17 protein-coding genes are annotated in these 23106 nt (G+C 49.0%); 8 read left to right on the forward strand and 9 right to left on the reverse strand.

Annotation, left to right across the window (positions count from 1 at the left end; translation table 11 throughout):
- Positions 1 to 2 precede the first annotated feature (2 nt).
- From M979_RS01335 to M979_RS01355, 5 genes are all read left to right on the forward strand, one after another.
- Entirely contained in the window at positions 3 to 1541 is a 1539-nt protein-coding gene (locus tag M979_RS01335) for a hypothetical protein (protein ID WP_064553246.1), read from the forward strand.
- Positions 1542 to 1648: 107 nt separating this feature from the next.
- A complete protein-coding gene (locus tag M979_RS01340) occupies positions 1649 to 2599 on the forward strand; it encodes a carbamate kinase family protein (RefSeq protein WP_064553248.1) in 951 nt (316 codons plus the stop codon).
- Between the two features lie 15 nt (positions 2600 to 2614).
- Entirely contained in the window at positions 2615 to 4003 is a 1389-nt protein-coding gene (locus M979_RS01345) for an amidohydrolase family protein (RefSeq protein ID WP_064553250.1), read from the forward strand.
- 278 nt (positions 4004 to 4281) lie between these two features.
- Positions 4282 to 5592 carry an MFS transporter gene (locus M979_RS01350; protein WP_064553252.1) on the forward strand — a complete coding sequence of 437 codons (1311 nt, stop codon included), beginning with the start codon at positions 4282 to 4284 and terminating at the stop codon, positions 5590 to 5592.
- 348 nt (positions 5593 to 5940) lie between these two features.
- Positions 5941 to 7236: an MFS transporter gene (locus M979_RS01355; protein ID WP_064553254.1), complete on the forward strand. Its 1296-nt coding sequence runs from the start codon at positions 5941 to 5943 to the stop codon at positions 7234 to 7236.
- A gap of 36 nt (positions 7237 to 7272) precedes the next feature.
- On the opposite strand, the gene M979_RS01360 is transcribed toward M979_RS01355, so the two are convergent.
- Positions 7273 to 8187: a LysR family transcriptional regulator gene (locus tag M979_RS01360; protein WP_064516907.1), complete on the reverse strand. Its 915-nt coding sequence runs from the start codon at positions 8185 to 8187 to the stop codon at positions 7273 to 7275.
- Between the two features lie 244 nt (positions 8188 to 8431).
- Here M979_RS01360 and M979_RS01365 point away from each other — a divergent pair, with 244 nt between their 5' ends.
- On the forward strand, positions 8432 to 9499 hold the full coding sequence (locus tag M979_RS01365) for a tartrate dehydrogenase (RefSeq protein WP_064553256.1): 1068 nt from the start codon (positions 8432 to 8434) through the stop codon (positions 9497 to 9499).
- Between the two features lie 15 nt (positions 9500 to 9514).
- Positions 9515 to 10786, forward strand: coding sequence for a glycerate kinase type-2 family protein (locus tag M979_RS01370; RefSeq protein WP_064553258.1), 1272 nt, complete (start codon positions 9515 to 9517; stop codon positions 10784 to 10786).
- Here M979_RS01370 and M979_RS01375 read toward each other — a convergent pair.
- From M979_RS01375 to M979_RS01410, 8 genes are all read right to left on the reverse strand, one after another.
- Entirely contained in the window at positions 10776 to 11756 is a 981-nt protein-coding gene (locus M979_RS01375) for a helix-turn-helix transcriptional regulator (protein WP_064553260.1), read from the reverse strand. The genes M979_RS01370 and M979_RS01375 overlap by 11 nt on opposite strands.
- Positions 11757 to 11830: 74 nt before the next feature.
- A complete protein-coding gene (locus tag M979_RS01380) occupies positions 11831 to 14179 on the reverse strand; it encodes a glycoside hydrolase family 3 C-terminal domain-containing protein (RefSeq protein ID WP_064553262.1) in 2349 nt (782 codons plus the stop codon).
- Positions 14180 to 14196: 17 nt separating this feature from the next.
- Positions 14197 to 15561, reverse strand: a complete 1365-nt coding sequence (locus tag M979_RS01385; RefSeq protein ID WP_034456820.1) for an MFS transporter — start codon at positions 15559 to 15561, stop codon at positions 14197 to 14199.
- A gap of 372 nt (positions 15562 to 15933) precedes the next feature.
- Positions 15934 to 17394: a TrkH family potassium uptake protein gene (locus M979_RS01390; protein ID WP_064553264.1), complete on the reverse strand. Its 1461-nt coding sequence runs from the start codon at positions 17392 to 17394 to the stop codon at positions 15934 to 15936.
- Positions 17395 to 17673: 279 nt separating this feature from the next.
- Positions 17674 to 17952, reverse strand: a complete 279-nt coding sequence (yahO, locus tag M979_RS01395; RefSeq protein ID WP_034456816.1) for a DUF1471 family periplasmic protein YahO — start codon at positions 17950 to 17952, stop codon at positions 17674 to 17676.
- Between the two features lie 217 nt (positions 17953 to 18169).
- Entirely contained in the window at positions 18170 to 19528 is a 1359-nt protein-coding gene (gene celB / locus M979_RS01400) for a PTS cellobiose transporter subunit IIC (protein ID WP_034457245.1), read from the reverse strand.
- Between the two features lie 71 nt (positions 19529 to 19599).
- The gene (locus M979_RS01405; protein ID WP_064553266.1) at positions 19600 to 20901 is read right to left on the reverse strand and encodes a 6-phospho-beta-glucosidase; all 1302 of its coding nucleotides are present in this window, start codon (positions 20899 to 20901) and stop codon (positions 19600 to 19602) included.
- 17 nt (positions 20902 to 20918) lie between these two features.
- Positions 20919 to 21224 carry a PTS sugar transporter subunit IIB gene (locus tag M979_RS01410; RefSeq protein ID WP_034456812.1) on the reverse strand — a complete coding sequence of 102 codons (306 nt, stop codon included), beginning with the start codon at positions 21222 to 21224 and terminating at the stop codon, positions 20919 to 20921.
- A gap of 272 nt (positions 21225 to 21496) precedes the next feature.
- Here M979_RS01410 and M979_RS01415 point away from each other — a divergent pair, with 272 nt between their 5' ends.
- A complete protein-coding gene (locus M979_RS01415; RefSeq protein WP_074388618.1) occupies positions 21497 to 22582 on the forward strand; it encodes a MurR/RpiR family transcriptional regulator in 1086 nt (361 codons plus the stop codon).
- Positions 22583 to 23106: the final 524 nt, after the last annotated feature.

Below are 23106 nucleotides of genomic sequence, written 5' to 3' on the forward strand. Positions count from 1 at the left end.
CGATGACAAACGTTAAGCTTGAGTGGAAACGCGGTGACTGGGCGGCATATTTCGGGTTGATGACTAACAACCTGACCAACTTGCTGACCATGATGGGGTTACTCATTTTTGTGGTGGGTATCCCGACAGAAATTGTTTACGGGCGCATTGCGCCAGCCTTCGGGCTGGCGGTGCTGGTCGCGAGCGTTTGCTACGCCTGGTTTGGTTTGCAACTGGCAAAAGAGACAGGGCGCAAAGATGTGACGGCGCTGCCCTCCGGGCCAAGCGCACCGTCAATCTTTACCGTGACGTTTTTGGTGCTGATGCCGGTCTACCAGCAAACTGGCGACGCTGAGTTTGCGATTCAGATTGGCCTGGTGTGGTGTTTTGTTGAAGCGATGATTCTGGTGGGCGGTTCGTTCCTTGGCGAAACCATCCGTAAGATGATCCCACGTACTGTATTGCTTTCGTGTTTATCAGGTTTAGGTCTGCTGTTGCTGGCGATGAACCCGATGTTGCAGGCATTTGAAGCACCTACAGTTTCCTTCATCGTTCTGCTGCTTATCTTCATCAACTGGTTTGGTAAAAAGCCGATTTTTGCCCGTATTCCAACCGGCTTATTGCTGTTGGTCGCGGGTACTGCGCTGGCGTGGATTTCCGGCCTGCAAAGCCCGGAAGCGATTAAAGCGTCGATGTCATCATTCGGTTTTAACCCGCCATCGATTCATGTTGATAGCTTCCTGCAAGGCTTACCTCATGCGCTGCCTTACCTGGCATCGGCCGTTCCGTTGGGGCTTGCGAACTACATTTTCGACCTGGAAAACATTGAGAGTGCCCACGCAGCGGGTGATGAGTACAACACCCGTAAAGTGATGCTGACCAATGGCCTGGCTTCAACGCTCGGTTGTCTGATGGGTAACCCGTTCCCGGTGACGGTGTACGTTGGTCATGCGGGCTGGAAGGCGATGGGCGCGAGTATCGGCTACACGCTGGCGTCAGGTGTGACGATGTTTATTGTGCCGCTATTTGGCCTCGGTGCATTCATGCTGGCCATTATTCCGATGACTGCCATTGTGCCGATTCTGGTGTTTATCGGCGTGGTAACGGCAAACCAGGTGGTGCGAGAAACGCCGAAAATAGAGGTGCCGGTTATCTTCATCTGTCTGTTCCCGTGGATAGCAAACTGGGCGCTGACCATGGTGAATAGCGTGATGGCAGCGGCCGGGACATCGGCTGCGAAAATCGGCCCGGAAGCGCTGGCTCATAAAGGGGTGTTTTACCAGGGACTGGTGCATTTGGGTAACGGCGCACCGCTCGCCAGCATGTTGTGGGGTTGCGTCGCAATCTTCGCGATTATCAACAAACCGTTACGCGGCGCGGTTGCGGCGGTAGTCGGGGCGTTGCTGGCTCTGTTTGGCGTGATTCATGCGCCGGTGGTCGGTTTTGCGCAGGGCAGTTCGCTGATGTTTGTCACCGCCTATTTGATGATGGGCGCGATGTTTGTCGTGAAGCATGTGCTCGACCGTCGTGAAGCGGCATCTGAGGTTGTGACTTCTGTTTAAAAAAATGGCGGATGACGCGGTGCTTATCCGCCCTACGTAAATCATCAATCGTAGGGTGGATAAACCGCAGGTGTCATCCACCGGCCTTGCCCTAAAGGATAAAAATAATGAAACAACTCGTGGTCGTGGCAATTGGCGGCAACAGCATCATCAAAGACAACGCCAGCCAGTCGGTTGAACATCAGCAAATTGCGGTTAAAGAAGTGGCTCAGACGGTGCTGGAAATGCTCTCGTCGGATTACGACATCGTACTGACGCACGGCAATGGCCCGCAGGTGGGGCTGGATCTGCGCCGTGCGGAAATCGCCCATGAGAAAGAGGGGTTGCCGCTCACACCGCTGGCTAACTGTGTGGCAGATACCCAGGGTGGCATCGGCTATCTGATTCAGCAGGCGCTGAATAACCAGTTGGGTAAACACGGAGACAAAAAAGCGGTCACCGTGATCACTCAAGTGGAAGTGGACAAAAACGACCCAAACTTCACCCATCCCACCAAACCGATCGGTGCGTTCTTTAGCGAACAACAGTGCGAAGCGCTGAAAGTCGCCCATCCGGACTGGCAGTTTGTTGAAGATTCCGGGCGCGGCTATCGTCGGGTTGTGGCGTCTCCTGAGCCAAAACGTATTGTTGAAGCAGATGCGATTAGCGCGCTGATTAAGCAAGGTTTTGTGGTGATTGGCGCAGGCGGTGGTGGCATTCCGGTGATTCGTAGCGATCAGGGTGATTACCAGAGCGTGGATGCGGTTATCGATAAAGATCTTTCTACCGCGCTGCTGGCTCGCGAAGTAAATGCTGACATTCTGGTTATCACCACTGGTGTGGAGAAAGTGTGTATTCACTTTGGTAAACCAGAGCAACGAGAACTTGATGAAGTCACGGTTGAACAGATGGCGCATTTCAGTGAAGAGGGCCATTTCCCGCCGGGCAGCATGCTGCCAAAAATCACCGCAAGCCTTGCGTTCCTGCGCAATGGCGGCAAACGCGTGATTATCACCACGCCTGAAAAATTACCTGCGGCCTTACGCGGCGAGACGGGCACTCATATTGTTAATGCTTAAGAGTGGGAGAACTTAATGAATAATGCAGAAAAAAGCCGCCGTGAATTTTTAAGTGGTGGCGGCAAAGTGGCTGCTGCCTGCGCACTCTTTGGCGCGACTGGCTCAATGGCGTATGCTGCGAAACCAGCCTCCCTTACCTGTGAGACGGACAATCGCATGAGCGCCATTAAAGAATCGCATTACTACCTCGACAACGTGCTGCTGGAGGCGGGTTTTAACCGCGAAGGGCAGACTATTGTTGGTACGCAAACCGAGCTGAAAACGCTGGAAATTAAAGACGGCAAAATTGCGGCACTGCTCGCAAATAAACAGCATCCCGATGCCACCCTTGCCCATTACGATGCGTCCGGGAAACTGCTGCTGCCTGCGATGCGCGATATGCATATCCATCTCGATAAAACCTTCTACGGTGGCCCGTGGCGTGTACACAACCGCCCGGCGGGAACCACCATTCTGGACATGATTGCCCTTGAGCAAAAATTGCTGCCAGAACTGCAACCGGTCACTCAGGAGCGAGCAGGAAAACTGATTGATTTGATTCAGTCGAAAGGCTCGACTATCGCCCGAAGCCATTGCAATGTTGAGCCCGTTTCCGGGCTGAAAAACCTCGAAAATCTGCAAGCGGTTCTGGAACGCCGTAAGTCTGGTTTTAGCTGTGAAATTGTCGCGTTTCCTCAGCATGGTTTGCTGCACTCTAACTCCGTTGCGTTGATGCGCGATGCAATGCAAGCGGGCGCTCACTACGTGGGTGGGCTTGACCCGACTAACGTTGATGGGGCGATGGAAAAATCTTTAGATGCCATGTTCCAGATAGCTATCGACTACAAGAAAGGTGTTGATATTCACCTGCATGAAACAAGCCCTGCGGGGATTGCCGCAGTGAATTACATGGTTGAAACGGTGGAGAAAACCCCTGAGCTGAAAGGCCAATTGACCATTAGCCACGGTTTTGCACTGGCGATGATGAACGAACAAGAGGTTGATGCGATTGCTACACGAATGGCGGCGCAACAAATTACTATCGCGTCAACCGTGCCGATTGGCACCATGCATATGCCACTCAAGCAGTTACAAGAGAAGGGCGTGTTTGTGATGACGGGCACCGACAGCGTGATCGACCACTGGTCGCCGTATGGCCTGGGCGACATGTTGGAGAAAGCCAACCTTTATGCGCAGCTCTATATGCGTGTCAGTGAATTGAATCTTTCACGATCCCTTGCGATTGCCACCGGCAACGTGCTGCCGCTTAATGACAATGGCGAGCGTGTGTGGCCAAAAGCGCAGGATGAAGCAAGCTTTGTGCTGGTGGATGCCTCATGTTCTGCCGAAGCCGTGGCACGCATCTCTCCACGAACCGCGACCTTCCATAAAGGGAATCTGGTCTGGGGTGAACTTAGCGTGTAGTGCCTGGCGCTTAGTGAAAAACATCCTGCATAGGGACATTCTGTGCAGGATTTTTTAATGAATGAATTTCTGCATTAAATAGATAGAACTCCATATATTTTTTAACTCCACGTTATAAAAATCTTCGATTTAACCAAGCTCTTTCCTCGTATTCCCATTGTATCAATATTTTATATAATAAATATTGGATGATAACTAAAAATAAACAATCATAATCAATTCCTGTAACACCAATAATAATCTTACCTACCTGCAAATCGCACAGAGGATCTCCTCTTATGTCTACAGAACTCGAAGCACGGGTGCTGCGAAAAATAACGCTTCGCATCATTCCCTTTATTATGCTGCTCTATTTTATTGCTTTTCTGGATAGGGTGAATATTGGTTTCGCAGCATTAACAATGAACCAGGAGTTAGGTTTTTCTCCCACAGTTTTTGGTATCGGCGCGGGAATATTTTTCCTCGGTTATTTTTTATTTGAAGTTCCGTCTAACCTTATCTTGAATAAAGTTGGGGCGAGGATTTGGATTGCCCGAGTCATGATTACCTGGGGGCTGGTTTCAGGGGCAATGGCTTTTGTTCAGGGCACGACCAGTTTCTATATTTTACGTTTCTTACTTGGTGTGGCTGAAGCCGGATTTTTCCCTGGTATAATTCTGTACTTAAGCTTTTGGTTCCCCATGAAACGACGTGCTCAAGTAACGGCTATTTTCATGGCTGCAGCACCTTTATCGACTGCACTGGGTTCACCCATTTCCGGGGCATTGCTGGAATTACACGGTTTCCTTGGTTGGTCTGGCTGGAAATGGATGTTTGTACTTGAGGCGATCCCCGCAGTGATTTTAGGTTGCGTGGTGTTGTTCTGGCTTACCGATCGCCCTGCTAAAGCAAAATGGTTAACTGATGAAGAGCGCAACTGGCTTATGCAGACTCTTGCTGCTGAACAAAGTACTAAAGCGGGTTCCGCTCATGTGAGTGTCTGGAAAGGTCTGGCAGACAAACGCGTTATTGCCTTGTCGTTGGTCTATTTCGGGACTTCTGCCGGGCTCTATACCCTGGGGATCTGGTCACCGCAGATAATCAAAGCATTTGGCATGAGTTCCTTGCAAGTCGGGCTATTAAACGCCATTCCTGCCATTATTGCGGTGGTCGCGATGGTGCTTTGGGCGCGGCATTCGGATAAAAAAGTGGAACGTACCTGGCATATTATCGGTGCTTGTATGCTGGCGGCAGTAGGGTTGATTTATGCTGGTATGGTTACCACTGTGGTGACAGCAATTATCGCCTTAACTTTGGTTAACGTCGGTATCAGTGCCTCCAAGCCGCCATTGTGGAGTATGCCAACGATGTTTTTGTCAGGCTCTGCAGCAGCGGCAGGGATCGCCACGATAAACTCGATTGGTAATCTGGGCGGGTTCGTCGGACCCGTGATGATTGGTGTGATTAAAGAACACACGGGGAGTTTCACTGGCGGGCTGTTGTTTGTTGCCGCGTTACTGTGTTTGTCATCGATTCTGGTTTGGTTACTGTCAAAGAGTGCCGAGCGGCAGAATAGTGCTTATCAAGCCCCACATTCTAAATCATCGTGAATGCGAAACGGCTACCGACTTAGGTAGCCGTTCTCATTAATCGATTAAATCTCTGATGTTTGAAGCCTATCACAAATACAAACTTTAGCGTCCAGGCTAACTCTCCATATATAAACAGGCATTTTAACTGGAATTCTTCTTAGCATAAGTGTTAATTACTCTAGCTATATGATCTATCATGCTTTTTTAGAGGCGACTCTTATCTGTTAGCATTATTTCATTTTTTTATATAATCACGACTGGATGATTCATCTCGATCGTCAGCGCATATTTCAATGACTGGCCTGGTGCTATTTAGACTTATAACAACAGGTGTCCGATTATTTATTAAAATAATGGAAATATGCTATGACTCATTCATTAGAACATCTTACCCTCAAAAAAATAACCTGGCGCATAGTCCCTTTTGTTATGTTTGCCTATTTCATAGCCTTCTTTGACCGAATAAATATTGGTTTTGCAGCATTAACCATGAATCAGGATTTAGGTTTTTCTTCAACTGTATTTGGTGTTGGTGCAGGTATGTTTTTTATTGGTTATTTTCTGACTGATATTCCTTCTAATATAATATTGCAAAAAGTGGGGCCACGGATTTGGCTGGCTCGAATTATGGTGAGTTGGGGAGCGATTGCTGCCTGTATGATGTTTGTCGAGACCGCAACCGGGTTCTATATTTTGCGTTTTCTGTTGGGCGTTGCAGAGGCGGGTTTTTTCTCAGGAATTATTCTCTATTTAAGTACCTGGTTTCCTGTTAAGCGTCGCGCCCAAGTTATCGCATTTTTCATGGCGGCAGCGCCCATATCGGCAATGTTGGGTTCACCACTGGCTGGGACTATTTTGAGTTTACATGGCGCGTTAGGTTTGAAAGGTTGGCAACTCATGTTCTTAATTGATGCTGTTGCCGCCATTTTATTGGGTATTTTCACGCTGTTTTATTTGAACGACAGGCCTGAAAAGAATCGTTGGTTAAATCAGAAAGAGACCGATTGGTTGATCACCACCCTGGCCCAGGAACGTAACGCGCAGGGCTGTCAGGCAAAAACCAGCATCTGGAAAGGGTTGACCGATATTCGCGTGTTAACGTTGGCTGTAGTCTATTTTGGGACTTCAGCGGGGTTGTATTCACTTAACATATGGTCGCCGCAGTTTATTAAATCGTTTGGTTTAAGCACGTTTCAAATTGGTTTTGTGAATGCGATTCCGGCAGCGCTTTCAGTAGTTGCGATGATCCTGTGGGCGAAGCATTCTGATAAGGCCAAAGAAAGAACCTGGCATGTCGTGAGTGCCTGTTTACTGGCGTGTGTCGGGTTTATTCTTGCCGGTTCGGTTCATTCCTTGCCGCTGGCAATATTTGCCCTGATTTTGGCAAACATTGGTATCTCTTCTTGCAAGCCACCGCTGTGGAGCATTCCGTCGCTATTCCTCAATGGACCTGCCGCTGCTGCTGGACTTGCAGCAATAAATTCTATCGGCAACTTAGGTGGTTTTGCAGGGCCTGCGGTGATTGGCTGGTTGAAAGAGACCACGGGTGACTTTTCACTGGCGCTCTATTGTGTAGCGGGCATGCTGGTGATTTCGGCGTTGCTTACGCTATCTATTGAGATTAACCGCAAACGCAGGGAGTTGAAAAACTCACTGGCTTAAATGTGGGTAAAACAGCGCCTGTATATTGGCGCTGTTTTAATATTTTTGAGAAATAATCGCTAATTCTTGCATGACCACTTTCATCATATTATCGCGAGTTTCATCGCGTGAATCTTTTACCCATACCGCAGATAATGCTAGTTTATGCCTGACATTAATATATTCGTTAGCTAGCGGAATAAATTTTACATTTAATGCAGACATTCTGGACACCCATTTCGGCATAATCGCTGCACCTAATTCAGCAGCCACCATATTAATAATAGTTTGTTTTTCGTCGGCAATTTGCACCAGTTGCGGTTTAAAACTGGCGTTATCAAATAAATCTAACGTCAAATCATAGCTATGAGGCCGAACACGCCTTTCGGGAACAATCATTGGCACATTAATCAGATCGTTGACATGTATTTCACTGCATTGCGCCAGGCGATGTTTTTCAGAAATTGCCAGCACTACATCTTCATAAAAAAGAAATTGGCTTTCCAGCGCTTCATCCTTTTGCTCGGTAGGGCGAATAAAGATTAAATCCAGGCGGCCAGATTTTAACTTTGGCAGCAGCTTTGATGACTTATCTTCCACAATTTGGATGTCAACTTCAGGCCAATTATCACGGAAAATATGCAGCACATGCGGGACCAGGTTGATGGTGGCGCTGTCGATTGCGCCGATACGCAAACGTCCTGCATTTTGCCGCGCCAGCTTCTTAAAACGTTGCTGGAGTTGATCGGCCATAGAGACAATTTCTTTTGCATCATCAAGGAACAATGCGCCATGCGGCGTTAAAGAAACATTGCGAGTGGAACGTGATAACAGCCGTGTACCGAGATCTTCTTCCAGCAGTTTTATGTATCGACCTAATGCCGAGGGGAGCATATCCAGCTTTTGCGCCGCATGCCCAAAATGCAGTTCTTCGGCCACGGCAATGAAACATCTCAGCTGATTGAGTTCCACATTTTCCTCTCAGAATTATATCAATTTTTTGCATAAACAGATGCGAGTGATACTAATGGCTTTCTGTGCATAATGATAGTTGTCAGGCGTTAATGATTAATGGGAATCCATCAGATTGTGACGCACATAAAATAATTAAAATATTAACCTGCAAGTTTAATTTTTTTAAATAAAGGCATCATTAGAAAACTAATGGCGCACCTGAATTGACCTAAAAATATAATCATTGTAAGGAGTCTTACCTATGCGTAACTACAAAATTGCTGCTATTCCCGCTGATGGTATTGGTACTGAAGTTATTTCTGCTGGCGTTAGTGTTCTTGAATGTCTACAAAAGAAAGTAGGCGATGTGAGTTTCCAAATTGAGCATTTTGACTGGGGTTCTGATTATTACAAAAAGAATGGCGTGATGATGCCAGAAAATGGTTTGGAAAAACTGAAAGCATTTGATGCTATTTATTTTGGTGCGGTTGGTGCTCCAGATGTTCCTGACCATATTACCCTTTGGGGTCTGCGTTTACCTATTTGTCAGGGATTTGATCAATATGCCAACGTGCGTCCAACTAAAATTATGTCGGGTATTCAGTCGCCGCTGCGCAATGCAGGGCCTGGCGATCTGGATTGGGTTATTGTTCGCGAGAACTCTGAAGGCGAATATTCAGGTCATGGCGGCCGTGCGCACCGTGGCTTACCGGAAGAAGTGGGTACTGAAGTCGCTATTTTCACCCGTGCAGGTGTCACGCGCATTATGCGTTATGCTTTCAAACTCGCGCAATCTCGCCCGCGTAAGCTACTGACAGTGGTAACAAAATCCAATGCTCAACGCCACGGTATGGTGATGTGGGATGAAATTGCTGCGGAAGTGGCAACAGAGTTCCCGGATGTGAGCTGGGATAAAATGCTGGTAGATGCCATGACGGTGCGTATGACGCTGCATCCAAAATCACTGGATACCATTGTGGCAACCAACCTCCATGCTGACATTCTCTCTGACCTTGCAGGTGCGCTGGCCGGGAGTCTGGGTGTTGCGCCTACGGCAAATATCGACCCGGAGCGCCGTTTCCCTTCAATGTTTGAACCTATTCATGGTTCTGCATTTGATATCACCGGCAAAGGCATCGCCAACCCAGTGGCAAGTTTCTGGACAGCGGCACAAATGTTGGACCATCTCGGTGAGCATGATGCATCAGCCTTGTTGATGTCTGCGGTAGAAGAAGTGTGCGCAGCAGGTATTAAAACACCAGATGTCGGTGGTAAAGCAACGACTCGTGTAGTCACCGAGGCGGTTATTGCCGCAATCATGAAGCGCTAAATATTAGGGGGAAGAATGGCTACGTGGACGAACAAAACAGCGAAAAGTGCTTTGCTTGAGATGTTTAGTGCGGCGATTAAAAGTGCAGATCCTCATGCTGCATTGCTTGATGCGTTGCCAGAAAAACCCCTTGGTCGATGTATTGTGGTGGGAGCCGGTAAGGCTTCCGCTGCAATGGCGGCAGCACTCGAGGCCGCATGGCCCGATGTGCCGCTTTCAGGTGTCGTGGTCACCCGCTACGGACATGCGGTTCCCACTCGGCAAGTACGAATTATTGAGGCGGCGCATCCGGTTTCAGATTCGATGAGCAAGGTGGCATCGATGTTGATTCTGGAATCACTCAAAAACCTGAATCCTGATGATTTAGTGATTGCGTTAATTTCTGGTGGCGGCTCTTCCCTGATGGCTCTGCCGCGCACCGGCATCACGCTTGCAGATAAACAAACGGTGAATAAAGCGCTGTTGTGCAGCGGTGCGACGATTCAGGAAATGAATACCGTACGTAAACATTTCTCTGATATTAAAGGTGGGCGACTGGCGCAAGCTGCGCTTCCTGCAAAAGTGGTTACGCTCGTGATCAGCGATGTTCCGGGTGATAACCCGGAAGATATCGCCTCCGGACCTACGATTCCCGATAACAGTACTATTGAACAGGTCAAAGAAATACTTACTCGCTACCACATTGATTTACCCGAACACGTTGCTCAAGTGCTTTCTCAAAAAAGAGAGACAGTGAGCAAGAGTGACATTCAGGTCGATGTGCGCATGATTGCTTCACCGTCCAAATCATTGCTGAATGCAGCGGCTATCGCTGAAAAGATGGGGATTACACCATTGATTCTGGGAGATGCGCTGGAAGGGGAAAGTGCGCAACTGGGCATTATGATGGCTGGTATTGCCCGTTCAGTGAAGTACCATGGTCTGCCGGTTAAAACGCCTGCGGTATTGCTTTCGGGTGGGGAAACAACGGTCACTATTGGCGGTGGTTGTGCAAAGCGCGGAGGGCGAAATACCGAATTTTTACTGAGTCTGGCAAATGCCCTAGCGGGGGAGACAAATATCTGGGCGTTGGCAGGCGACAGCGATGGTATTGATGGAACCGAAGACGCCGCTGGAGCTTTTGTTCTTCCGGATACCCTGCTCAGAGCACAGCATGCAGGCATTAACGGCAAGCAGATGTTGGCTGAACACGACAGCTATACTTTTTTTGCCGCGCTTAAAGATCTCATCAAAACAGGACCGACGCTGACGAATGTTAATGATATCCGAGCTATTTTTATTGTTTGATTCTACTAACAGCTGGCTGCCCCGAAAACGCCACTAATTGTTTTAGCAGCGCCTCATTTAACGGCAGGCAGCGGCAATCTTCGGTCATTTCCGGCTGCGGCACATTAAGGCTGCTTAAATAGCGTTTGCGAAAATCGGTTGGCGTCATTGAACAGTATTTATTAAAGGCGAATATCAGGTGCTTATGCTCCCGAAAGCCACAAATCTGACTGATTTCGGTAATCGGAATATGGGTGTCTTTTAATAATTGCCGTGCTTTGTTGGTTCTGATCAGGGTCAGATATTCTTTGAAATTATGGTTACTGACTTTCTTGAAGGTACGCGAGAAATGGTGATAACTGACTCCTGCCTGTTCCGCAAGCTGGCCCAGCGTTAAATCCTCCTCGTAGTGCAGGTTAATAAACTCAATACACTCCTTAATCATCACGACATCGCGGGCGTGAATTTGACTTTGCAGGGCAGGAGATCCGGCTTTTTCAAGCGCATCCAGCAGCAGATAAACGGCGGCGATGCGGCTAAATGGGCTGGCTTGTTGAATCAAATGCGCAACCAATGACGCCAGCGCACGATAAACGTGGCTGTCACTTGGGGTGAGTGAACTACGCATGCTGCGATATTCAAGTCGTGGAACAGGGTGTGTTTTATTAAACAGCCCAGGGGAAAACTGCACGGTCAGCAGGCTGCTTGCTGTGGCGTGTGCTTCAAGCGAATGCACCTCTTCGGCATTGATATAGAGCATTTCCCCTGCCGCAAGCTGGTGGGTATCCTGGCTGACTGCAATAGAAAATGAACCTGAAAGTACCAGAATCAACTCCGGTGCCGGGTGCCAGTGCGGCTCGCAATAGCGAACTTCTGCGGAGAAAACGTTAAGCTGCTCGGCGTCGAACGCAATCAACTCGCAGCCTGACTGGCCAGCCGGTTGTGGCTGGGGTGAAGCAGCAAGCTTGCGAGTGACCGAAAAAGGAAACATTCATTTTGCTCCGGCGTTGTCCGGGCTTTGCGCCATCCAATTGCAAAGCCCATTGCGTGGATAAACCGAGAATATCAGATTTCGGCCAGCGCCGTGTTCAGCTCATCCAGGCTGATTTCCAGTGCCAAAAACTCCGTCAACGTAATGAACAGGCCGAAGATTAAATCGGGTGCCATGACGGTTAGTTTTTCCTGGACCGCTTCAGGTGTTTGCCCATTCTTACTGGCAATCAGCTTTGCGACACGCGCGAAAACAGGCGGGTTTTTGATCAACTGCTGTACTGAGCTGTCGTTGCGTATTGGCAATAAAACCGGCTCGCTGATGACCTTAACTTCGCTCGCAAGGGCAATCTCCCTGGAGGATTTACCGATTTTTATGCGATATGTCCCAGAGTCGATTACCCAACGGTTCAGCACCGGGTTGTAGTAAGCCAGATCTTCCCGGTTAAGGGTTAGCGTGACGGTGCGCGTTTCGCCCGCTGCCAGTGCGACTTTGCCGAAGGCTTTCAACGCCAGAGGCTCACGCTGTATCTCGCCGTGCGGTGCGCTCAGATACAACTGCACAATCTCTTTGCCCGCCCGTTTCCCGCTGTTAGTCACATCCACCCTGACTTCAAGCGGTGCATCTGTTGCCCACATGGATTCGGATAAACGCAAATTGCTGTAGTCAAACTGGGTGTAGCTCAAACCAAAGCCGAAGGGAAACAGTGGCGTAATATTGCGCTTGTCGTAATAACGATAGCCGACAAATAACCCTTCGCTGTAGTGATGGCGCAGATTTTCTCCAGGGTAGCTAAGCCAGGCTGGCGTTTCTTCAAGTGAGTTCGGAAGCGTAGTGGTTAATTTGCCACACGGGTTGGCATTGCCGAACAGAATATCGGCCACTGCACGCCCCATTCCTTGTCCAGCAAAGAAGGTTTCCAGCAGTGCGCCACAGTTAGAAAGCCACGGCATGACCACCGCATCGCTGTTAGACAGAACCACAACCACATTTGGCTGAACTTCAGACACAGCGCGGATAAGCGCCTCATGCGACGGCAGAATATTAAGATCCTGACGATCGCCATTTTCACCGTCCTCACCAATTGCGGTGCTGACAAAAACCACGGCGACATCGGCGGTTCTGGCGGTTTCAATGGCGTGGTCCAGCGCTTGTTGGTCAACGGCGTTGTCATCCGGTGTGCCTATGGCATAGCGAATCTGGAAGTTGTCTCCCGCGACATCAAAGATTTCATCAAGTGGTCTGTCGAGCAAATACGGCACCGTTGTCGCACAGCCTGAACCCTGAATAACCGGCTCTTGTGCTGGTTTACCCAGAATGGCGATGCTGCGGGCGGTAGCTGGCGTTAACGGCAGTAAATCATTCTCGTTTTTCAGCAGCACGATAGATTCCGCCGCCAGTTTTTGGGCCAGACGGTGGTGCTGATTAAAATCGGCGCGAAAACCTGGGCGGCGGTTTTGGTGCACTTTATCGAGCAGCTCCAACATGCGCAGGCAAGCCTGGTCCAGACGTTCGGTTGGGATCTCACCACGGTCAACTGCGGCCTGTAATTGTTGCTTGTCATGCAGGGTTTCAGGCATTGCCAGATCGTTCCCCGCCAGCAACGACGCAGGACGGTCTTTGATTCCGTACCAGTCGGACATCACTAACCCGTTGTATTGCCACTCATCGCGTAAAACCTGGGTGAGCAAGAACGGGTCCTGCGAGGTTTGCACGCCGTTCAAACGATTGTAGGAAGACATCACCGTCCAGGGCTGGGATTTATTAATCGCCCGTTTAAAGCCCGCAAGGTAGATTTCACGCAGTGCGCGTTCGTCAACGATCGAGTCCATTTCGGTGCGGCGAAACTCTGAGTTATTACAAGCAAAGTGTTTAAGGCTGGCACCCACGCCTTCATCTTGCAGGCCGTTGATAAGTGCCGCCGCCGTGTCACCACTGATGACCGGGTCTTCGGAGTAATATTCATAACTGCGCCCGGCAAGCGGTGTGCGGCGAATATTAATACCCGGCCCAAGTAAAATCCCGACGCCCATTTCCTGGCACTCACGCCCCAGAGCCTGGCCCATTTGATAAACCAAATCGGTATCCCAGCTACAGGCGAGAGTAGAGCCGTTTGGGAAGCAGGTGGCCGGTTTGGAATGGCTAAACAACGATTCACTGCCGCCACGCGCCTGGTTTTCAATTGGGGTAGCATCTGCGGCACTTTGGGAGATAACCGAAATAAAATCGGTCATGCTCCATTTTTCGCCCTGTTCAATTTGGCTGGTACTGTAGCGCACGCCATAAGTCCCGTCGGTCATCACGATATCTTCAATGCCGTGTTGAGGCAGTGAAGCGGTGCGCCACAACCCTTTACCCGTCAGTAAGGTGACTTTTTCTTCGGCCGACATCGCGGCAATAATAGTTTGAAATTTATTGTTCATTTCCGTCATCCTCGGGATTAAAGGGCGTGCTCTTTGCGCTGGGTAATTTTAACGACGATATCGCGATAGGTTTTTTCATCGAGCGAATAGAAGATGATGAATACGGCAGCTAACGCGAACATAGTTGCGGGGAATAGCGTCATCATAATGTTGATGCCTTTAAGCGCATTTGGGCTAATGCTTGCGGCGTTGTAATCAAAATAATCCAGCACCCAGCCGGCACAGCCGCCGCCAATCGCCATGGCGATTTTGGTAATAAAGTTGAAGAAGCCGTAAATCGCGCCTTCGGTACGAACACCGTGCTTCCATTCAGCGTATTCAACGGTGTCGGCAATCATTGACCACATGGTGACAAAGCCCATGCCCAGCGTGATGCTATACAGGCAAACCCCGCCCATAATCAGCCAGATATTGTCGCCAGCAATAAAGTACTGCACCAGCAGGCCAACAATCCCAATCAGCATCGCCAGCAGAGAAGTGTTCTTTTTCCCCATCCGGGAAATTAATTTTTCAGTCACTATCGTGCCTGCAATATAAGCCGCAGACTGAATGGCAAAGAATTGCGCAGTGAAGTTTTCATCGTGGATAATATATTTAATGAAATATATCGCGATCGCCATCCAGACCGTATAGCCGATATAAACAAATACCGTGTATGCCGATAAATGAATTAACGGTGTGTTGCTTGAAACGGCAGCCAGCATCTCTTTGAGTGTTGGAGCTGCCTGGCCATCGTCTTCAGTTACACGTTCTTTAGTGGTGGCAAAACAGGCCAGAAAGAAGAAGGTGGCAAGTAGTGCAAAACACGAAACAACAAACACATAGCCCATATGGTTATCGGTGAAGCGCGAAATTAAGGCATCCGCAGTGGTGGAAACCAGCAGATAACCAAAAATAGCCAACACAAAACGGTAGACCGATAACGATGCTCGCGAACCTTCATGCTGAGTCATCCGGTTCGTCAGCGCAGAGTAAGGCGTATTCACTGCGGTGTAGGCCAGGCAATAAAGAGTGTATGAAAGCAGAGCGTATAAGAATTTAAAGTCGCCCTCGACGGTCAGGAAACATAATACCGTCAGCAGGCCAAGTGGAATTGAGCCGTATAATAACCACGGCCTTAATTTCCCGTAACGGCTGCGGGTTTTATCCACGGCATAACCAATGAAGATATTAAAAGCTGCATCGGTCACCCGGGCGATAACAAAAATCAAACTGGCCTGAGCCGCCGAAATACCATAAATGTTGGTATAAAAATAAAGTAGAAATAGAGAAACAAATCCGAAGGATAAGTTAGAAGCAAAGTCGCCAAATCCGTAGCAGATTTTTTCGCGGGTGCCGATTTTCACGTAACTGTCAGAAAGCTTTGTAGGTACAGTTGTCATTATTTTTACCATCTGTTTGGCTGGTGTAGAGCCAGTATACGTTGGCAGTTTTTTTATCACTTTCCGTTATTTGTTTGGTGAATTGCTGTTTTTTGTTGTTCCCGAAGTTTGGCGGGGAAGTGTGAGATGAGTCACGGGGGAGCGCCATACCTATGGTGGGGAGGTGATTTCTTGAACTACCGTTCTTGCTGCTTTCCGTTCACCTGGACGTGATTTGATCCCGCAGATATCAATGAACGGTGAACGTGCCAGGGGGGAACCCCTTGATACGTCCACCGTTTACTGAACTGTGTGGGAGCAAAAAGTTTTAGGGTAAATGGAAAATAGCAATCCTTGCTTATTCACTTTGAAGAGCACAGGTAGCCAACAACATTAGCTCCGCCAGAAAGTCCTCGAAAACAAAATCAACACCGGATAGATCTCCAGTCGACCCAACAACATCGCCGCACACATTAAGTATTTTGCACTATCGCTCAACGTGCCAAATCCTGCGGCAGTTTCGCCAAACCCCAGCCCCATGTTGTTGATACAGGCGGCGACGGTGGCAAAAGATGTGAGCAGGTCATATCCCTGCAAGTTCAGCATCCAGATAAAAAAGCAGGTGCACACGACGTAGAGGAAGAAAAAACTCCACACAGAACGCAAAACTCTGTCGTTAACGGGCGAGTTGCCAACCCTAATACTCATGATGGCGCGCGGGTGGGCCAGTTGATGTACTTCATGGCGGGTTTGCTTAAATAACACCAGGAAACGCAGCGCTTTAATCCCGCCGCAGGTTGACCCCACGCAGCCGCCAAAGAAACTAGCTGACAGCAACAGAACGATGGTGTGTACCGGCCATGAAGCGTAATCGCTGGTTGAAAGGCCGTTATCGGTAATCATTGAGCTGGTGAGAAAAAAGGCATGAACAAACGAGGCGGGTAGGGCGTACATACCCGCGCGCCAGACTTCCAGAGTAATGATTAAAATCACAATGCTTGCGACCATCAGGAAGAATCGCAACTCTGCGCTCTTGAGAAAAGGTTTAATGCTGCGACGTGCCAGGGCGACAAAATAGAGGGTGAAGTTGATGGCGGAGAGCAATGAAAAAGCCCCGGCGACAAGCTCAATAGCATAGCTATTGTAAAAACCGATACTTTCGGTACGTGTAGAAAAGCCCCCTAATGAGACGGTGGAAAGGCCATGACAAAGCGCATCAAAGAACGGCATACCGGCAAGTTTGTACGCAATCGTGCAGGCAGCACCCAGCAGCAAGTAAGTCAGCCATAAGCTTTTGGCTGTATCCGCAAGACGTGGCGTGAGGCGCTCTTCTTTAAACGGGCCGGGCATTTCGGACTGATAAAGCTTCATGCCGCCGATACCCAGAAGCGGCAATACTGCCACAGCAAGCACAATGACACCGAGACCGCCGATAAAATTGAGCTGGGCGCGGTAATAGAGGATTGATTTTGGTAATAGGGAGACATCGTTAAAAACAGTGGCTCCGGTAGTTGTAATACCCGAAACCCCCTCAAACATGGCATCAGCTAAAGAGACGTTATAGCTATCATCCAGCCACAGCGGCATGGCGCTGATAACTGAAAAAAGCAGCCAAAACAGAACGATGATAATAAAGCCATCGCGAGTTTCGAGTTGAATATTAGACCGGCCAGTCATCACCCAGGCCAGGCTTCCAAGCGTAAAAGTGATGATAAAAGTATAAAGAAAACCAAACAGGCTGCGTTCTTTTTCAATTAATGCCAGCAACATTGGCGGGATCATCGTCAGGCTATAGAGAACAACCAAAAAAGCGCACAGATGAATCACAATTCTAAAACGGGTTGATATATACATCAAAGACACCCAGATACCCGTGTTATTCAGGTATATCAATCAGGTACGGATGGCAAAGTATAGGGTATTTTGGGTCGGAAAGGTTATCTGGCTTTAATGTGAAGGGAAGTGATGTTAAATGGGCAACCCAAGGGTTGCCCATTTATATCCGTCATACTTCAAGTTGCATCTGCGTTGGCTTTCATCACTCACCCCAGTCACTTACTGGAGTAAGCGACAGGGGATTCACTGCGTCGCCGTCTTCATGCAACTCGAATTATTTTGGCTAGAGAAGACAGATTATTTCTTTTTATAAACTTCTGCTGTGCCGTGAATTTTATTCTCGGTATCTGCAGACGTTACAACATAAAACTGACCACCCAGCTCATCAGCTTTCTTGGAAAGTTCTGCTTTCGCATCAGATGGTGACAATTCACCACTGGTGGTGATGCTGCCGACTTTTACATACTGATCTTTATGGTCGTTATAGGCTTCTTTCGTCAACAGTTCTGCTGACAATGCACTGAATGAAACTGCACCCAAAGTTAACGCTACCAAAACACCCTTAGCTATCTTCATGACGAACCTCATCTTTGCTTATGGTAGATAAATTGTTTTCCCTACTTTTAGACTATGGCTCACAACTGTATTTCTCGCCAACTTTGGCAAGTAAAAATTTTGTTCAAAAAGAGATGCATAAGAGATTGTTCAGTATTGAAAAGTATGATTGTTGCTAACCTTATCTGAGAAAATCAGATGCAGGGTGGATGGGATGCCATCCACTCTTTCGCCGGTTCTACAACGTTATTTGTTCTGTTACGGGTGCTACTGAAGCTTCTTTTTGCGATTTACTGGCCTGTTCTTCGCGATATTTCAGGTTATCCCAGATGCGGAAGAACGGGTAATACATTACCAGCGAAATCCCGAGGTTGACGATTTGCAGCACGGAGCCTGAAATATGCCCGCCGGTTGCCAGGTATCCGCTGACCACGATCGGTGTAGTGAACGGTAAGGCAATACCCGCAGGTTTGGCGACAAGCCCGGTGGTCATTGCTATATAAGAAACAATCACTAATACAACAGGAGTAAGAATAAACGGCACGACCAGATACGGGTTCATCACAATGGGAATGCCAAATACCATCGGTTCGCTGATATTAAACAGGCTACCGGGGGCGGCGATTTTACCTAGTTGTTTCATCTGCGCGCTGCGACTGCGGATAAGCATAAATATCACCAGCCCGAGCAGGGCACCTGTGCCGCCAGGAGCTATCCACAAGTCATAAAATTGTTGGGTGATAATATGAGGAATCGGCAAACCGTTCTGGAAGGCTTCGAGGTTCTCCGACATATTGCTCAACCATACCGGACGGATAAACACCAGTACGATAGTGTCGCCATGCAGGCCCAGCATCCACAGAATACCAATCAGCAGCACCGAGATAATCATACCCGGCAGTGAACCGCCGACATGACTCATAGGGATGCCAACCAGTTCGGTAATCATCGTATTGATATCGCCAAATGGTGTTGCCTCAACCAACAGGCGCAGCGCCAGCACTACCGCTAAAACGCAGAAGCCTGGGATCAACGCAAGGAAGGATTTGGCTACCGCTGGCGGCACGCCTTCCGGCATACGGATAACCAGATTACGGTTGTTGATAAAGCGGTAAATTTCAGTTGAAAGCAGTGCGATAAGAATGGCGACGAACAACCCCTGGCTGCCAATTTGCCCCATCGGCATCACGCCTTTCACTAACTGTGCAGCACCTCCTGTAGCAGGTGTAAACATGATGTGCTGCGGAATAGTCATGATAAACGCAACCAGAGACACGGCACCAGCAGTCAACGGATCGATAGTGCGATACTTTTCTGCCAGGCGATAAGCGATACCAAAGGCGGAGATAATCGCCATGATGTCGTAGGTCGCTTTAACCGGATAGAGCACTTTTTCCTGCCAGGTTGGGCCGAAAAAGTCACTCATCATTTGGGCATAACCCGGTATCGGCAGATAAGCAAAAATAAGGAAGAACGAGCCAATCAACATAAATGGCATGTTCAGAATGATACCGTCACGCACAGACAGCACATGCTTTTGCCCGGCAATTTTTAGCGCGGTTGGCAGTACATATTTTTCGATAATAGATTTGTTTATAGACACAGACACCCCCTGCCCGGATACGGATCTGCCGATCCGGGTATTATTTTTTTTGGTGAATTGCTTATTTATTTGCCGAACTGCGGCAACCACGCTTTGTTGATACTTAACACTTCATCTACCAGCACAGACGCCAGATTGACATCAGCCACCAGCGGGTTTGCGACCAGCGCGAGTAACGCTTTTTGCTTATCGCCATGAACTGCGGCTTCAATGGTCAAATGTTCAAAATCTTTAACTTGCTGAGTCAGGCCGTTCATCAGCGGTGGCAGTTTGCCAAATGCCAGCGGATGTGCGCCCAGGGCGTCAATCAGGCAGTTAGTTTCAATCACCGCGTCGTCTGGTAACCCCTGAATTGCACCGTTGTTGGCGGTATTCACCACCATTTCAATACCGAGATTATTATGTAAGGCGTTAATCAATTGCACCGCGACCTCGGAGTAGAACGAGCCGCCACGCTGGCTGAGTTCCTCCGGTTTTTTATCGAGGTTTGGATCGGCATAGAGTTTAAATAGTGACTCTTCCACCTTCATGACTAGCTCGGCACGAGTGCCTTTAGTGGCGGCATCCGAGAGTTCATCTTCCAGCATGGTGCGCGTTTGCCAGAAGTAACGGTGGTAAGGGCAGGGAATGGCGCCTAATGCGCGCAGCAAATCCGCAGGCCATGGAATCGCTTTAATGTTGTTCATCGAAAGCTGCTCGCCATCGCACAACATTTCGATTACCTCATGGGTGGCATCATGACCGTTTGCCAGAACTTTATGCACCCAGACCATGTGGTTCAGCCCGGCAAAATGCAGTTTTACTGCGTCGTGCGGTAATTTCAGCATGTCGGCAATCATATGGTGCATAGTCACCGGCACATTACACAGGCCGATGATTTTTGCTTTGCTATAGCGTGATACCGCTTCTGTGACGATGCCTGCTGGGTTAGTGAAGTTGATAATCCACGCATCCGGGGCGAGGCGCTCCACGCGGTGGGCAATATCGAGCATTACTGGAATGGTGCGCAACGCTTTCGCAAAACCGCCAACCCCAGTCGTTTCCTGGCCGAGAAGCTTGTGGCTTAAACCCAGGCGTTCATCAGCTGCGCGGGCTGGCAGTTGCCCCACGCGCAACTGTGTTAAGACAAAACTGGAACCTTTGATGGCTTCGTCGGCATCAAACTGTACTGATACCTTAACGGACTCCAGCCCATTTCTGTCGAGCATGCGACGGGCGAGGGCGGCAATAATATCGACTTTCTGGCGGCCCGCTTCTACATCCACCAATGCCAATTCCGCCATTGGCAGTGAAGCATGGCGTTCAATCAATCCTTCAATCAATTCCGGGGTATAACTGCTTCCCCCGCCAATAACGGTAATTTTCATGTTGTTCTCCGCCTGTCTTAGGCCATTAAGGCGAGGGCTTTATCCAGCACGCGATCGCCGCGCATGGTGCCGTAATCCATCATATCTATCACCGCGACAGGTTTCCCCAGCGGTGTGGAAAGCTCAGTCAGGCGCTGTAATTCGTACTGTACTTGCGGGCCAAGCAATACCACGTCGGCATGGCGCAACTGGCCTTCAATTTCGGATACCGGGATGGCGTCTATTTCGATTTCAAGAGAACGCTTCGTCGCTTCGTTACGCATTTTCTGTACCAGCATGCTGGTGGACATCCCTGCAGCACAGCACAACATGATTTTTTTCATTACAACTTTCCCCTCATTTGAAAACATATTTCATACATTAGCTGTTTTAATTAGCATGCATGAAAATTATTTTCATGAGTGTGATCCTTGTTGGATTATTTCCCGATGGCACTCAGAGCGGATGAATATGTGATCTCTATAGAAAAATGGATATATATGGTGAGCATTGCAGATAATAATGTGTACGTGAATGAGATGGATTGAAAAATAATTTCAAACATTTATGATGCTTTTAACGAGCAGTTAATGCCGACATTAGGACGCCTCCTGTTATGGATATTGTTTACCAACTGGTACACGGGTTATCTGGCCTGCCTGCACAAGAATCTCGTCTGGCACGCTTTTTCCTTGATAACTTCGCGCAAATACCCGAAGCAACGATGGAAGAGTTAGCGGCAAAGGCAGGGGTGAGCCCTGCCACGTTGCAGCACTTTGCGCGCAGCATTGGCTGTAACGATATCAATGATTTTATCGGCCAGGTACGCCATCAACAGCAGGAGAATAATCTGCAAGTTCCTGCTGCCCCTATGTTGGGCGATGCCGCGTGGGTCGATCCGGGGGCACTGAAAGCGCTGGCACTTAACGCCGGTATCGGCAGCGAAATACTCGAGAGGTTTTCGCACTCAATAGGCCGTGAAAATAACGGGGATATTCTCGGCCAGATCCGTAACCGCCTGAATGACTTCAGCCAGCAAGAATCTCGCGTGGCGCAGACCATACTTGATGATGTCTCTTTTGCCGCATCTGCCACCATCGACCAGCTTGCGACGGCTGCGGGGGTTAGCCCGGCAACCATTACCCGATTTGCCCGAGCGGCAGGGTGTGACGATATCCGTGATTTGCGCATGAAACTGGCGCAAGCCAGCACACCGGTATCCGGTGGCGATATGGCTCTGCCATGGCGTGAAAAACTGAACAGGCTGCAAAATGCACTAAATTCACAGTTGTGCGAACTACAACCCGCAGTCATAAATCAGGCAGTTAATCGTTTGAAGCAGGCAAAAGCGGTGCATATTTTCAGCGCCAGTGCGGCAGATACGCCTTTTGCAAGCCTGCTGCAATATCGCCTGCTGACTCAGGGTTATCCGGCCAATATTTGTCAGGACCCAGCGCTGATGAGTATTACTGCATCGATGCTCGGTGCCGGACAAGTGCTGGTGATTTTCGCAGGCTCTGCACCGGAAAATGCACTGATTGCGGCGGCACATCAGGCGCGTCGGCTGGGTGCTGAAATCATTTTCATTGGCCGGGATAGCGGCTCATTTATTCACCGCAACGATATTCTTTTGCCGCTAACAGAAGTGCGCTACGGTTCGTTGTTAGTTATTGATTTGCTTTGCGAAGGGATTGATGGTTGAGGTTTTGGGGTGGCTGAGATGCCCCCGCCCAACCTTCTCCTGGAACTGTCTCTTAGTTACATCTTTGAGTTCAGTGCAGTGAGTATTCACTCTGTCAGTACCGTGAAGTTTCCGTTCACCAGGCGTTCTGTGTTTTATGCAGCTACCGAACCGGTGAACGTCTTAGGGGAGTTCACCGTCACTCCCCTAAGAACCCCGACTCCCGGCAAGCAAATCGCCGCAAGCGGTAAACCTCCATTTTCCCTCATTTTTAGGGGCGGTTGCGATTCGATGATTCGTCACATCCCTGTGACGAACCACTTCGTGGCCAACGCAAGCATTGTTCAAAAATGTTCCTGACATTTTTGTCCGACGATCACAACCTCTCGCCGTTCCCGACGGCTCGCCCCTAAAAATGAGGGAAAATGGAGGCGATTTAAGCCGGACCCAACACCCTCGCTTCCACTCAGCATGACTTCTTACACACGGTATCGCTTCAGATTTTGCAGCAAAACCAAAGGTGACATTATTCCCAGAACGTGCAC

Origin of the sequence: Buttiauxella noackiae ATCC 51607, from assembly GCF_001654865.1 — a bacterium.
Lineage (GTDB): Bacteria > Pseudomonadota > Gammaproteobacteria > Enterobacterales > Enterobacteriaceae > Buttiauxella > Buttiauxella noackiae.